Raw genomic sequence first — 13707 nt, 5'->3', positions numbered from 1 at the left:
TTCCCTTCTTTTGGTGAAGCAAAGGCTTACTTGACTTTAAGTATAACACTATGAAGAGAAAAATGCTGCAGAATGTAGCTGTTGCGGCCGGTGTAGCCGGCTTGATGGCACTGACGACCATTCCTGAAGACCAGGATATTTCCCGCCAGGTAGGCGACTATTTTGAAGAGGTTCGCCGTGATCCGTTGCTGCTGACCACCTTTTTTACGGCCATGCCCAAAGGCGGAGATCTCCATCACCATTTTTCAGGGTCAATGTACGGGGAGACCTACTGGCAGATCCTGTCGGACCATGACGGCTGGATAAATACATCCACCGTTGATGTCGACACGCCGGGCGTCGCGCATACCTTACCCTGGAAACGTTTTACAGCGCTGCCGCGCGATGCCCGGTTTGACTCACTTAAACAGGCATTTTTGCGGACGGTGTCCGCGAAAGACTATGAAGTATCGCTACGCCCATCTGACGAACATTTTTTCGGCACCTTCGGGAAGATGTCTTTTATAGCCTCCTTTGGGATGGAGCAAGGGTTGCGCGAACTGAGGCAGCGGGCGGTCAGCGAAAATGTACAATATATCGAAACCCAGACGGGGCAGCCGGATATGCGGATCAACCTGCCGGAGAACGAAGGATGGGAGAAATCGCTGGAGGGCGTCTCCCTGAAAGATAGCCTGGCGGTATTCGGCATCCTTGACAAGTTGAGGGATTCGCTGCTGGCGCATGGAGCAACCCATTGGGCTGACAGTTGCCGCCGCCGGATGGCGGAGGTACACCGCAATGCTAACGTGGACGATAGTACGTTTATGGTACGGTATCAACTCAGCGCTTCCAGGGCAGGCGCTCCGTTAAGTGTGTACCGGCGGCTACTGCTGGCTTTTGAAATTGCAGACCGGGACTCGCTGGTAGTGGGCGTGAACCTGGTATCCCGGGAAGACGGGGAAGTATCGATGAGGGACTACCAGCTGCATATGCTCATGTTTGCGCACCTGGACCGCAGTTACTACCGACGCGTACCCTATTCACTGCATGCCGGGGAGCTGACTGCCGGTATGGTCAGGCCGGAACAACTACGTACCCATATTACCGAAGCGGTGATGGTAGCCGGCGCAAGAAGGATTGGACATGGTGTTGATATTGCTTATGAATCGGCCTGGAAGCCGCTGCTCGATCTCATGGCCCGCAAAAAGATCGCGATCGAAATCAATTTAAGCAGTAATGAATTTATTTTAAAAGTAAAAAATGAGCAGCACCCGGTATTGTTGTATTTTACCCGCAAGGTGCCCGTTGTTATCAGCACAGATGACGCCGGCGTGCTCCGGACAGATCTTACCCGGCAATACGTACTGCTGGCCACCCGTTACCCGTCGCTGCACTATGCGGATATAAAGCAGATGGTGAGGAACAGTATCCGGTATAGCTTTATAAAGCCGGCTGTGGTGAAGGAACAGAAGCTGCGCGAACTGGATGCGGCATTCGCAAGGTTTGAGCAGCAGGTGCTCCGGCACCGTGCCAGGTAAGCCATCTGTTGATTACCGCCAGAACGCAATACAGATAACCCTTTCCAAAAACATGTAGTCTAAAATGCTGGTTTCCCGGTATTGTCCTGGGTAGCTGATGATCCTACCTTTGGATCATTCATTTTAACCTTCAATACACATAAATGGGAACTAGAAAAGCAAAAAACATTGTTTGGGGACTGTGCCTTGCGGCAATGGCCAGTGTAGTATTTACCGGTTGCAGCAAAAAAGATGATCCGGCGCCAGCCAATAAAATTACGATTAAATATACAGTGACAGCGACAGGAGTTACCGCCGAAGATGATATTGACATCTGGGCAAATGCCGGCAATCATGATGCCAGCCAGTATGGTGCCTCCGTATGGAAGATCAACGGCGCAGACCAGGGGAATGCAGATGACGTTCACGTGGATGATACGAAGTTCCTGGGGGCTACGAAGACATATGTTTTTGAAACGGTCAAACCATTCGATTTCGGCAGTTTAAGTGTAGCAGTAAGCAATAGGGAAGGTGCGCCGATTATTTTAAGTTATAAGGCAGAAATCAACGGAACGGTGCAGACAAATGCACAGAATGTTTCTGTTGCAGCAGGAACACGTCATGACAAACAATTCACTTACAAAGGTCAGTAATTGGTTTACTTCAGCGGTTTGGCTGATTCATAATTGTTACAATAAATAGCAAAACAAGCAAACAAGCGAAGCGGTGCACGTCTGTGCGCCGCTTCGCTATTATAGGGCTGCCTGTATGGATAATGCGTGATGAAAGATATTCAGTGGGTCCCATTTGGCTTTCACCTGTTGCAGCCGCGGATAGTTGTCTTTATAGTAGAGCGTATGCCACGGTGTGCCGGACAGGTTCCATGCGGCATCGGCCAGGTCGGTGTCCGGATGATTGATCATAGCTCCGTCGGTTTGTTCGTTCGGCACGGGTACGCCACCGGTACCGGGAAAAAGGTCTCTGTAAAAATGCCGGACCCATTCCAGGCTAACGGCTGCGCTTTTGGGATCTATCCATCCTGTGTTGCAGGCCACGTCCATAATACAAGTCCGCTGGGCGGTGGCGGTAGCATCTGCGGCAATGGAGTTGACTTTACCGCCGTAGGTGGCCATGCCCAGGCCGCCGCCGATGGGGACGGCTGCATGGAGATACCGGTAGGCAGTTGCCATCTGGCTGTCTGTCAGCGGTTGGCGGAACCAGGCGTCTTTCACTTTGGATTGTATGTTGTCCAGGCCCGGCTGAAACAGTTCGGGGAACGGGTTGAGCGCAAAGCGCAACCAGGGCGTTTCTCCTATCTGCAGCGAATAAGGGACGCCCACCGGTACCGCCACATCGGCCAGATGAAGGTCTATCAGCTGGCGGGCATGGACGCCGGTAGCCAGTCCTTTGATATCCACCCGGCCAATATTCCGGTGGTTGAGAAATAGTATGCTGAATAAAGGTAGGCTAGGGGAGTCGGGGTGACTGTTTTCCAGGCACCACGTGCCGAAGTTCTTCGTCAGCCGGTTAAATGCACTTTCATCCAACTGCTGCCAGTCCCACGACACCCGGAAAGTAGTTACGGATGATGGTGCTTTGGGCAATGCGGTGTAAGGGTCGTTGCCAGTAGCAGTTGTCGCTCGCAGCCAGTAGCGGGTGACAATTCCGAAATTACCTCCTCCGCCGCCGGTATGCGCCCACCAGAGCTCCCGGTTGGGATCATCCGTTTCCCGCGTGGCAATAATCGCGTGCGCTTTCCCGGAAGCATCGACCGTTACGATTTCTACTGCATAAAGATAATCTGCTGCCAGCCCGTATTCCCGGCAGAGAAAACCAAAGGCGCCGCCCAGCACATGCCCGCCTACGCCAATGCCGGGGTGTTCGCCCGCAGGTAACACCAAGCCCCAGCCAAGAAAAAGTTTCCTGTACATTTCTCCCACGGTGGCTCCGGCCTCTACGGCAAAAGCAGCCCGTTCGGCGTCGTAATAAATATGGGTCATCATCGAGAGGTCCAGCAATACCTGCACGGCAGGATCTGTTACAAAGCCTTCCAGGCAGTGGCCGCCACTGCGTACCACGAGCCTGCGCCCGCTGCTGACCGCCTCCTGTACGGCCGCTTTTACTTCGTCAGTAGATGCAGGCAATACAATGTATTCGGGTTTTCCGGCAAAACGTTTGTTGAATCGTTTTTCTGCGAGATCAGCATAACGTGTATCCTGCGGCGTGATTTTTTCCATAGCATTCGTTTAATAAAGATATGTTTGTCGTGGATAGCACTTTGTAAGATTCGCCGGAGACGGCGCACATGACGTTGAATAAAGATAATACTTGCCGGAAAAATTACAAACGTAAACCCGATGAAGAAACAGGGAGCATGATAAATTAATGAATACGGTATATATTGCAGCCGAAAACCAATACGACAACCAAATAACAATTCAGCCCAAAACTATATTTCTATGGCAAAAACCGGTGCGGAAAAAGTAGATGCATTCATGGAGCGTTCCGAAACATGGCGTGAGGAGTTTGAAAAACTGAGAGATATACTACTCGATTGTCAGTTGACAGAAGAATTAAAATGGGGGGTTCCCTGTTACACCTATAACGGCACAAACGTGGTGCTGATGCACGGATTTAAGGAGTATTGTGCGTTGTTGTTCTTTAAAGGCGCATTGATGGCCGATCCGGAAGGCATCCTCGTGATACAGTCAGAGAATGTGCAAGCCACCCGCCAGATCCGTTTTACGAACGTAAAGGAGATTGTAAAAATGACACGTATGCTGAAAGCTTACGTATTTGAAGCCATCGAAATAGAAAAAGCAGGTTACCAGGTGCAGTATAAAAAGACAGAAGAATTTAATATGCCGGATGAGTTCCGGCAAAAACTGGATAAATTACCGGCCCTGAAAAAAGCATTTGAGGCGTTAACACCGGGACGGCAAAGGGGGTATCTGCTTTATTTCTCGGCTGCCAAACAAGCCAAAACACGGATGTCCAGGATCGAAAAATACATGGAACATATTCTTGATGGAAAAGGATTAAATGACTAAAACAAAACAGCCTCCGTCAGGGAGGCTGTTTTGTTTCCTTTATTCCATACCATTAACGGTGCAAATCGAAGCGGTCCAGGTTCATCACTTTATTCCACGCCGCCACGAAGTCAGTCACAAATTTCTGCTGCCCGTCTGCGCTGGCATATACTTCGGCCACGCAGCGCAGTTCTGCGTTGGCGCCAAATACCAGGTCGGCGCGGGTACCTGTCCATTTTACTTCCCCCGTGCTGCGGTCGCTGCCCTCGTAGATTTCTTTATCAGGGCCGGTTGCTTTCCAGGCGGTCCTCATATCGAGCAGGTTAACGAAGAAGTCGTTCGTCAGCTGACCCGGCCGGTTAGTGAAGACACCGTGTCTGGAACCGTCGAAATTGGTTTCAAGTACACGCAGGCCACCTAGCAAGACTGTTAACTCGGGAGCGGTGAGTGTCAGTAACTGCGCTTTGTCGATCAGCAGCTCTTCTGTGGATACCGGGATTTTAGCCTTGCGGTAGTTTCGGAAACCGTCTGCCAGCGGTTCCAGGAAGCCAACAGACTCCACATCGGTCTGGTCCTGGGAGGCATCCATACGGCCGGGCGTAAACGGCACGGTGATATTGTGCCCTGCGTCTTTGGCGGCTTTTTCAATGCCTGCGGCACCGGCCAGTACAATGAGGTCAGCCAGGGAGACTTTCTTCGTGCCGTTAAATTCTTTCTGAATAGCTTCCAGCTCGCTTAGTACTTTTTCCAGTTGAGAAGGATTGTTGACCTGCCAGTATTTCTGGGGGGCCAACCGGATACGGGCGCCGTTGGCGCCGCCGCGTTTGTCGGAGCCGCGGAAAGTGGAGGCGGAGGCCCATGCAGTGGATACCAGTTCAGACACGGTCAGGCCGGAGTCCAGTATTTTAGATTTTAATGCGGTAATGTCACTTTCATCGATCAGCGGATGATCTACTTCCGGGATGGGGTCCTGCCAGAGCAGGACTTCAGCCGGCACATCAGCGCCAAGATAGCGGCTGCGCGGGCCCATGTCGCGGTGTGTCAGTTTAAACCAGGCTCTTGCAAAAGCGTCTGCAAATTCGTCCGGGTGTTCGAGGAAACGTCTGGAGATCTTTTCATATATCGGATCAAAACGCAGGGACAAGTCAGTGGTGAGCATCGTGGGGAGGTGCTTTTTGTTGCCATCATAGGCATCGGGGATGATGCTGTCGGCATTTTTAGCTACCCACTGGTGTGCGCCGGCCGGACTTTTGGTCAGCTGCCATTCGAAGGCGAACAGGTTTTCGAGGAAGTTATTGCTCCATTGTGTGGGTGTTTTCGTCCAGATAACTTCCAGGCCGCTCGTGATGGTGTCGGCGCCTTTGCCGGTACCGTGGCTGTTGGCCCAGCCAAGTCCCTGCAGCTCCATATCCGCCGCTTCCGGCTCTTTGCCTACATGGGTGGAAGGGGCGGCGCCGTGGGTTTTACCGAAGCTGTGACCTCCTGCGATGAGGGCAACGGTTTCTTCGTCGTTCATGGCCATACGGCCGAAGGTGTCACGGATATCTTTAGCCGCAGCGATAGGGTCGGGGTTGCCGTCCGGACCTTCGGGATTTACATAGATAAGCCCCATCTGAACGGCCGCCAGCGGTTTTTCCAGGTTACGCGAGTGGACGTCGCCGTCTGCGTCTTCATCTGTCACCGTTACGCCGTGGTTTTCCGCCACGCCCGGGGAACCATGCGCATAACGGAGATCACCGCCCAGCCAGGTGGTTTCTGCGCCCCAGTATACGGATTCATCTGGTTCCCAGGCATCTTCGCGGCCGCCGGCAAAACCGAATGTTTTAAAGCCCATGGACTCCAGCGCAACATTGCCGGTAAGGATCAGCAGGTCGGCCCAGGAGAGCTTTTTACCATATTTCTGTTTAATGGGCCACAGCAGCCTGCGTGCTTTGTCCAGGCTTACATTGTCGGGCCAGCTGTTCAGTGGTGCAAACCGCTGCTGTCCGGACCCTGCGCCGCCTCGGCCATCACCTACGCGATAGGTGCCGGCACTATGCCAGGCCATACGAATGAACAATGGACCATAGTGACCGAAATCTGCCGGCCACCAATCCTGAGAATCGGTCATCAGCGCATGAAGATCTTTTTTTACGGCTTCCAGGTCCAGGGTTTTGAATGCTTCGGCATAGTTGAAATCTTTATCCATCGGATCTGATAAAGACGAATTTTGACGGAGCAGACTAACTTTCAACTGGTTGGGCCACCAGTCAGGGTTCCTGGTGCCGCCACCGCCAACATTATGCTTCATTGTGCCATTATGAAATGGGCATTTACTGATGTCTTTTACTTCTTTTTCCATTTGTTTCAATTTTGGTATGGAAGGAATATGTGCTTGCACCTTTTCAGATGCGGTCCGGTAAAAGTAAAGGCATTAGGGATATAGGAAAAATCAATTAGTTCTATAATCTGATAGTTAAAAACTATTCTTTATGCGGGCTGTCGGAAAAGGAATCATCTGTCGATATGGATACACACCACGCTGCGACACGGTTTACCGTGTCCTGCTTCTAATATACTAAATTTCAGGATTATTCTCCGCAGTTGTAACGTATGGCGCTGCGGTTTTGGAAAGTGCTGGTGACGCTAACAAAACAGATCACCGCTAATCGAAAACTAATGATTAGCTTTAATCGCAAAATAAGCAGCTTGCATGATCACAAGGCAACGCACCCACTGGTTTAGAATGTTGTTTATCTGGCACGGGTCGGTATTGAAAAAGATTGTGCCCCAGCTAACGATCATCGCTGTGTTCTCCCTGATGATCCTCTATTTCAATGGTACCATCTATGATTATAAAGTCCATCTCAACCCTACCATATTTACACTGATCGGCCTGGCGCTGGCCATCTTTATGGGATTCTGCAACACGGCCAGCTACGACCGCTGGTGGGAGGGCCGCAAGCTGTGGGGATCGCTGGTCATAGAATCACGGTCATTGACCAGGCAGATACTGACGCTGGTGAAGGATACCTCACCACGGGCCGGAGAAAATAAAGCCGGCTTTATCAGGATGATCGCTGCTTTTGCATGGGCCCTGAATGACCAGTTGCGCGGCAAATCCGATACTACACAACTTTCAAGGCTGCTGACTGAAAAACAATACAATGATCTCCGGGAAAAGAAGTATAAGCCGGTGGCCATCCTCGACATGATGGGCGCATGGATCGGCGAACAACATCAGCAGCAAAGAATAGACACTATCACCCTCAGTACGCTTGACCGTCAGTTGAACCTGCTCTCACAGGTAGTCGGTGGCTGTGAAAGAATTTCCAATACGCCTTTACCATTCGCCTATAGCGTTTTACTGCACCGGACGGTTTACTTCTACTGTTTCTGGCTGCCTTTCGGACTGGTAGACAGCCTGGGATGGATGATGCCACTGATTGTGCTGCTGATCAGCTATACATTTATTGCCCTTGATGCTATTGTGCAGGAGATTGCTGAACCATTCGGGGAAGAAGAAAATGACCTGCCGCTGAACAGTATTTGCAAAACGATTGAATATTCCGTATTCGAGCAGGCGGACCTTCCGCGGGAGACGCCGTCCGCCGTTAGCACCTATTTTATAGATTGATGTTTCCTCCCGTTTTTTTCTATATTTTACCTGCGATTCCACCACCCGTTACTCGTTTACAATGAAAAAGCTGGCCTTCTTTTGTTTTCTCGTCCTCGTCTGTTCCTCTGTCTTTGCACAAACCGGCATCCCGTTTTTTAAAGGCTCCTGGAAAGAACTATTGAAGGAAGCCCGACAACAAGACAAGATGATCTTTGTTGATGTGTATACGGAATGGTGCGGTCCCTGCAAATACATGGACAGGGAGGTGTTTACGGATCGGAGGGTGGCACAGAAATATGAGGCGCCCTTCATTGCCTATAAACTGGACGCGGAGAAGGGGGAAGGCGTGACGCTGGCCCGGAAGTATAACGTGGGCGCCTATCCGACGTTTCTGTTCCTGAACAGTGATGGCTACCTGGTACATAAGGCAGTCGGCGAAAGAGAGAAGGCTCCCTTTATCCAACTGGCGGATGCTGCGGTACGGGCGGGGGCTGACAAAAACAATCCTGGTAATCTTGAAAAGATCTTCAAGGAAGGAAACCGGGAACCTGAATTTCTCAAACAGTACCTCCGCAGCCTGGCAGCCGCCGACCTGGACAACAGCGAAGTGCTGGATGCCTATTTTACCACTATTCCCTTGCCGGTATTGAAGGATGATAGCACGTTGCTGTTTTTGGCCCGTCAGATCAACGGCGCGCGTTCTGCAGCACTGATCTACCTCATGGACCACTATCATCTTATGAGCGACGCCTCCAAAGTACAGGTGGGTGACCGCCTTTTTGAGAAACTGATCAGAAAGAGCGCCGGTGTAGCCTTCACAGAGCGGCGGCTGGTTGAGTATAACGCATTGCTCACGTTCGGAAAGCGGTTGTATGGCCTTAATGCCGGCCAGCAGGCGTTCCTGAACCGCCTCGACCTCCTCTATAGCGCACTGGTCAGGGATTACAGCCTGCTGAAAAAAGCAGGTTACAGGATGGCGGAGCGCCCTTTCGGCGTTTCCATGGATTCCATCCGCCAGGAAGACAAACGACGGTATGATAAAATCATACAGCCATTTTTGAGCGGTGAGAAAGACAGCACTAAAATGCCGGGCTTTGCAGAAGAACGGAAAATCGCCACCCGGATTTATTCGAGAGAAATCAGTGATCTGCTGTATACGGCAGCCCATGCTTTTGCACAATTACCGTCGTCGGAGAAACAAGCATTGGCAGATGCCCTGTTGTGGGCCAGGCGGTGTAATGCATTGATGCCTGATACCAAAGTATTTGTAGATTTGATAGAGGAACTGGAAAAGAAAAAATGATAAAAGATTTGATGCTAATTAAATAGTCATACCATGCAAAATACGTTAGCCACACTGGACCAGCACCTTTCGCAATTAAGACCGGAGCTTTACGCCAACCTGAACGCTCCGTTGACAGAAGATGCTATTGCCGCATTGGAAAAGAGTTACGGCATCGCTTTGCCTGCCGATGTAAAAACCTTGTATCAATGGAAAAACGGCCAGCGGGATGATTATTACGAGGCGTTTGTCAATAATTCGACATTCCTGCCTTTGCAGGAAGCGCTGGAGATCGCCAAAGAGCTGACAGGTATGATAGGATATGATTTTGAGATAGAAAACTGGTGGCATGCTGCCTGGATACCACTTTTTCATAATGGCGGTGGCGATTATATCTGTTACGATACCGGCGGCGTTTTCACCGGTAAGCAGGGACAACTGCTGAAGTTCTGGCACGACGACGGCGAACGGAAGGTGATAGCACCCGGACTGGAAGCTTTTTTGCAGATCATTAATCAATATTACGAAGATACCGATCCGGCGGCTTTTGATGAGTTTTTTACGCTGGAGCATTACCCGGAGGGGTATCCCAAAGCTTTTTATGTGGAGTAGGGTATACACCTGGGGCGATGTGGTGACACAGATGATTTCAGCGACCGGAATCACCTCGCGGCCAGTCATGATGGCCAACGGCTGGCGTTTGCCGGAGGGAAACATATCTGGATGATGAATACGGATGGCAGCAACAGGGTACAGGTCACCACCAGTAACGAAGAAGAAGGATACCCGGTGTTCTCTCCGGATGGAAAATACCTGCTGCCGGGCACCAACTATGACGGAGAAAATAACGCCATACAAAACTGGAATTTAACGATCATCCCGGCGGACGGTCAGCAGTATAATGTAACGGACGGAGCGGACAGCCGGGTCATACAGCTGAAGGTGAAAGGGAGCGACATGCTGCAGGAAAACTGTGATGACCTCATGACATGGCGATAGGCTTAATGATGAAGTTTCCTTGTCTGAAATAATCCCTGTTCTGCGGTATTTTCTGGATATATTCAGTATAAAAAATGCGTCCCTGTATCCTGTCACTATTGCTACTGCTGTCATGGGCGGTAAACGCCCAATCACTGTCATCCCGCCTCGATAGCCTGCTGAAAGACTATCACCGGAAAGGGCAACTGGATGGAACCATACTGGTGGCCCGCAAGGGCAAGGTGGTGTATCAGGGGCATTTCGGATATGCCAACCGCCAGTTTAACATCCCAATCGGACCGGATACACGGTTTCCCATCGCTTCCATCACTAAACTATATACGGCTGTTCTGGTGATGCAGCTGCAGGAGGAAAAGAAGCTGGATATTCATCAGCCGGTATCGGCGTATTTGCCAGAGCTACTGCCGGTCGCAGGAAAAAAGATAACCCTGCAACAATTGCTGCTGCACAGTTCCGGTCTGCCCGGGGATAAGGTGGCTGACTACTATGCCCGTTCGACGCCGCGTCCGGCGAACTTCATCCGGAAGAACGTCAAAGACTCAACGTTGTTTGAACCGGGTAGCCGTTTCCGTTATAACAACGTAGATTATATACTGTTAGGCGCGGTAATAGAAAAGGTTACCGGTAAGCATTGGGAGCAGGTATTGAAAGAAAAGGTCCTGGCCCCTTTGCAACTAGCCAATACCGGTGTTGTAGTACAACAGGATATTATCCCACGGCTGGCATACGGGTATCACAACTATACTTTCGGTACCGGTACCGCACAGGACACGCTCTTCAATGATGAAACACCTTACTTTGAAAACTATGCTACCGCCGGTTCGCTGTATGCCACGGCACTGGAGCTTTTAAAGCTCGATGAGGCGCTGTATGGGCACAAGTTACTAAGTCCGGCGGCACTGGCAGTGATGTACACGCCGGCTACGGAACTGGGATATAACAAGTATTCCCGGGGATATCCGGCATTGGGCAGTTATATCAATTCCGTTCCCGGCATCAGGCAGGGCAAAGCGGTCAAAGTGATCGAAAGAAGAGGAAATATTAATGGCTTTAACAGCAGTTTGCTGCGGTGTGTGGAAGATCACAACACCATCATCCTGCTATGCAATACCGACACCGGCAATATGGAGAAAATAGGGGATGACATTCTCCGCGCGCTGTACCGGGAATAGATAACTTACAGGTCAATGTTATAGATAAAATCCAACTGCCGTTTAGCGACGCCGGTGGGAACGCTGCGTAAAAGGAAATTGCGGATACCCACCGCGCAGGCGCCTTTCCAGTTGGTAACCTGCGCCAGCTGCCAGGATATCCGGACGATCTTATGGGTGCGTGCCAGCCGTTTGGCGGCATAGTGCCGGAAGGCGGCTTCATGGTCAGGATGGGAAGACAGGCAGTCTGCCAGCACATAGGCATCCTCAATAGCCTGGCTGGCGCCTTGTCCCAGATTGGGCGTGGTGGCATGCGCCGCATCGCCCAGTAATACTACCCGTCCTTTATGCCATTTGCGGATCGGCGCCAGATCGTAAAGATCGGAATGTATCAGGAGAGAAGGGGTAAGATGTGCTGTGACTTCCTGCATATGGCCGCTGAAATCCGCCAGGTCCCGCCGGATCAGCGCCAATGCTTCTTCTCCGGTGAAGGGGGTGTTTTCCGGTAGCTTTTTGGTAAACCAGAAGTACACTTCGTTACCACCTACATGCATAAACGAAGCTCTTACACCATTGCCTTTGCCCCATACTTCAGCGGAATTCAGCTGCTCTGCCGCGGGCAGGTCCATGTTAATGGTGGCACGCCAGCAGGTCTGCCCGGAGTAACGATAACCCTGGCTGCCGATATAATATTCCCGTACCGCAGATCTGATGCCGTCCGCCGCGATCAGGATATCTCCTTTAGCTTCGCTTCCGTCGTCAAAGCACGCAATCACACTATCCGGAGCTTCCGTGACGGCAATACATTTTTTACCGGTGCTGACCGGCTGTTGCAGCTGCTCCAGCAGCGCAGCCTGTAAAGTGGCCCGGTGTATAGGCAGGCTGCGGCAACCGTATTGTTGTTCCAGCAGGTTGTTGTCGATCTGTTGTAAAATATTTCCTTTGTAATCTTTGATATACACCTTTTCCAGGTGTCCGCCCCGGCGGGCCAGGTCGTCTGCTATGCCCAGCCGCTGATATACTTTCATGGCGTTGGCGCCCAGTAACAGGCCGGCGCCGACTGCTTTGTATTCTGGCGCCGCTTCATATACCTCGTAATGCCAACCCCGTTGCTGTAAGGCAATGGCAGTCGTGAGGCCGCCTATGCCGCCACCGATGATGATCGCTTTCATAAAATATAAATTTAGGCCAAATGTACTAATTTTTTCGAAAAAGGCACAACCGGACTGAATTTTATAAAGAAAGGTTTTTTTGAAACTTGTCAGCCAAGGTAATCACTTTTAGTGGCGGACCATCATTTTTGAGACGAATTATACCCGCAGCTTATAAAACGGTAGTTCTTTTGATATTTCAAATCCCAGTTGCTGTGCCAGTTTGCGCGAGCCTGTGTTACTACCCCGGCAGGCCCATATCGGCTCCAGGCCTTTCTCCAGGCAATAGTCAATCAGTGCGGCGCAGGAGTGATAAGCCAGTCCCTTGCCACGATAGGGGGCACAGGTTTCGATGCCTATTTCCAATACTGCGGTATCTATAAAAGCGGCAAAAGCAATAGCTGCGAGCGCCTGGTCATAATACACACTATAGCCGATACTACGGCTGACAAATTCGTCGGCATTATTCCAGAAAGAAGCAGGAATAACGGTGCCGGTCATACCGTTGAAAGCTTCGCGGGTAACGGTCGTGATCTGTACAGGAGCATCTGCAGGCACAGCTTTGCGTTGTGCAAGGTAGGTGTCTGCGTTGAATGTAAAATTGAGCCGGCTGTCTACTTCCACCTGTTGGGGCTTTTCGGAGAAAAGCTGGTCCAGCACCGGGTCCCAGCTGGCAGGGAATGCCTGCAGCCATTCATCACTTTGTCGTTGTCCCCCGGCATTAAAAGCGTAGTCCCTGATCTCGCGGTGAAACGCCCCGTCGTTGCTGTCTCCCCATAGTAACGACATGCCATAGGGATGTACAATGTAATAAGCGCCGGGATGGGACGGATTATCCGTATATACTTTACCGTTAACTTTTCCTTCCAATACGGCCCGGGCGAACAATGTATTGATAGGCGCGGACTTCAGCGCCTCCGCCAGTAGAGGATAGGCAGTTGGGTCTAATGGTTTCATGGTGCATACTTTTCCCTGCAAGTATACGGATAAATAGGTCCGTT

The 13707-nt window shown here is 51.0% G+C and carries 12 protein-coding genes; 8 read left to right on the top strand and 4 right to left on the bottom strand.

From position 1 onward, the window contains the following. The first annotated feature begins 50 nt into the window (after positions 1 to 50). Complete coding sequence (locus tag B5D63_RS30695) at positions 51 to 1517, top strand: adenosine deaminase family protein (RefSeq protein WP_078672697.1); 1467 nt, start codon at positions 51 to 53, stop codon at positions 1515 to 1517. Positions 1518 to 1660: 143 nt separating this feature from the next. Next, entirely contained in the window at positions 1661 to 2149 is a 489-nt protein-coding gene (locus B5D63_RS30690) for a hypothetical protein (RefSeq protein ID WP_143313207.1), read from the top strand. Between the two features lie 99 nt (positions 2150 to 2248). Here B5D63_RS30690 and B5D63_RS30685 read toward each other — a convergent pair whose 3' ends face one another. Then, the gene (locus tag B5D63_RS30685) at positions 2249 to 3733 is read right to left on the bottom strand and encodes an FAD-binding oxidoreductase (RefSeq protein ID WP_078672695.1); all 1485 of its coding nucleotides are present in this window, start codon (positions 3731 to 3733) and stop codon (positions 2249 to 2251) included. A gap of 222 nt (positions 3734 to 3955) precedes the next feature. On the opposite strand from B5D63_RS30685, the gene B5D63_RS30680 reads away from it, so the two are divergent. Continuing rightward, a complete protein-coding gene (locus B5D63_RS30680) occupies positions 3956 to 4546 on the top strand; it encodes a YdeI/OmpD-associated family protein (RefSeq protein ID WP_078672694.1) in 591 nt (196 codons plus the stop codon). Positions 4547 to 4598: 52 nt separating this feature from the next. Here the strand turns inward: B5D63_RS30680 and katG are convergent, their stop codons facing one another. Next, the gene (gene katG / locus B5D63_RS30675; RefSeq protein WP_078672693.1) at positions 4599 to 6866 is read right to left on the bottom strand and encodes a catalase/peroxidase HPI; all 2268 of its coding nucleotides are present in this window, start codon (positions 6864 to 6866) and stop codon (positions 4599 to 4601) included. Positions 6867 to 7217: 351 nt separating this feature from the next. On the opposite strand from katG, the gene B5D63_RS30670 reads away from it, so the two are divergent. The 5 genes from B5D63_RS30670 (at position 7218) to B5D63_RS30650 (ending at position 11576) form a co-directional block, all read left to right on the top strand. Continuing rightward, the gene (locus tag B5D63_RS30670; protein ID WP_078672692.1) at positions 7218 to 8141 is read left to right on the top strand and encodes a bestrophin family protein; all 924 of its coding nucleotides are present in this window, start codon (positions 7218 to 7220) and stop codon (positions 8139 to 8141) included. 61 nt (positions 8142 to 8202) lie between these two features. Then, on the top strand, positions 8203 to 9426 hold the full coding sequence (locus B5D63_RS30665; protein ID WP_078672691.1) for a thioredoxin family protein: 1224 nt from the start codon (positions 8203 to 8205) through the stop codon (positions 9424 to 9426). A 33-nt stretch (positions 9427 to 9459) separates the two neighbouring features. Beyond that, entirely contained in the window at positions 9460 to 10017 is a 558-nt protein-coding gene (locus B5D63_RS30660; protein WP_078672690.1) for an SMI1/KNR4 family protein, read from the top strand. Between the two features lie 111 nt (positions 10018 to 10128). Beyond that, positions 10129 to 10404 carry a TolB-like translocation protein gene (locus B5D63_RS30655; RefSeq protein ID WP_078672689.1) on the top strand — a complete coding sequence of 92 codons (276 nt, stop codon included), beginning with the start codon at positions 10129 to 10131 and terminating at the stop codon, positions 10402 to 10404. A gap of 74 nt (positions 10405 to 10478) precedes the next feature. Further along, entirely contained in the window at positions 10479 to 11576 is a 1098-nt protein-coding gene (locus B5D63_RS30650; protein WP_078672688.1) for a serine hydrolase domain-containing protein, read from the top strand. Positions 11577 to 11581: 5 nt separating this feature from the next. On the opposite strand, the gene B5D63_RS30645 is transcribed toward B5D63_RS30650, so the two are convergent. Both B5D63_RS30645 and B5D63_RS30640 read right to left on the bottom strand, forming a co-directional pair. After that, positions 11582 to 12727, bottom strand: coding sequence for an FAD-dependent monooxygenase (locus tag B5D63_RS30645; RefSeq protein ID WP_078672687.1), 1146 nt, complete (start codon positions 12725 to 12727; stop codon positions 11582 to 11584). A gap of 138 nt (positions 12728 to 12865) precedes the next feature. Further along, positions 12866 to 13663, bottom strand: coding sequence for a GNAT family N-acetyltransferase (locus tag B5D63_RS30640; RefSeq protein WP_078672686.1), 798 nt, complete (start codon positions 13661 to 13663; stop codon positions 12866 to 12868). Positions 13664 to 13707 lie beyond the last annotated feature (44 nt).

The sequence above is a fragment of the Chitinophaga eiseniae genome (assembly GCF_900167135.1).
Classification (GTDB): domain Bacteria; phylum Bacteroidota; class Bacteroidia; order Chitinophagales; family Chitinophagaceae; genus Chitinophaga; species Chitinophaga eiseniae.
Note: the sequence above shows the minus strand (reverse complement) of the source record. Positions and strands in the feature narration are given on the sequence as shown.

Coding starts and splice junctions, on each gene's coding strand:
- B5D63_RS30695 (WP_078672697.1), top strand. CDS start 51: ATGAAGAGAAAAATGCTGCAGAATGTAGCTGTTGCGGCCGGTGTAGCC.
- B5D63_RS30690 (WP_143313207.1), top strand. CDS start 1,661: ATGGGAACTAGAAAAGCAAAAAACATTGTTTGGGGACTGTGCCTTGCG.
- B5D63_RS30685 (WP_078672695.1), bottom strand. CDS start 3,733: ATGGAAAAAATCACGCCGCAGGATACACGTTATGCTGATCTCGCAGAA.
- B5D63_RS30680 (WP_078672694.1), top strand. CDS start 3,956: ATGGCAAAAACCGGTGCGGAAAAAGTAGATGCATTCATGGAGCGTTCC.
- katG (WP_078672693.1), bottom strand. CDS start 6,866: ATGGAAAAAGAAGTAAAAGACATCAGTAAATGCCCATTTCATAATGGC.
- B5D63_RS30670 (WP_078672692.1), top strand. CDS start 7,218: ATGATCACAAGGCAACGCACCCACTGGTTTAGAATGTTGTTTATCTGG.
- B5D63_RS30665 (WP_078672691.1), top strand. CDS start 8,203: ATGAAAAAGCTGGCCTTCTTTTGTTTTCTCGTCCTCGTCTGTTCCTCT.
- B5D63_RS30660 (WP_078672690.1), top strand. CDS start 9,460: ATGCAAAATACGTTAGCCACACTGGACCAGCACCTTTCGCAATTAAGA.
- B5D63_RS30655 (WP_078672689.1), top strand. CDS start 10,129: ATGATGAATACGGATGGCAGCAACAGGGTACAGGTCACCACCAGTAAC.
- B5D63_RS30650 (WP_078672688.1), top strand. CDS start 10,479: ATGCGTCCCTGTATCCTGTCACTATTGCTACTGCTGTCATGGGCGGTA.
- B5D63_RS30645 (WP_078672687.1), bottom strand. CDS start 12,727: ATGAAAGCGATCATCATCGGTGGCGGCATAGGCGGCCTCACGACTGCC.
- B5D63_RS30640 (WP_078672686.1), bottom strand. CDS start 13,663: ATGAAACCATTAGACCCAACTGCCTATCCTCTACTGGCGGAGGCGCTG.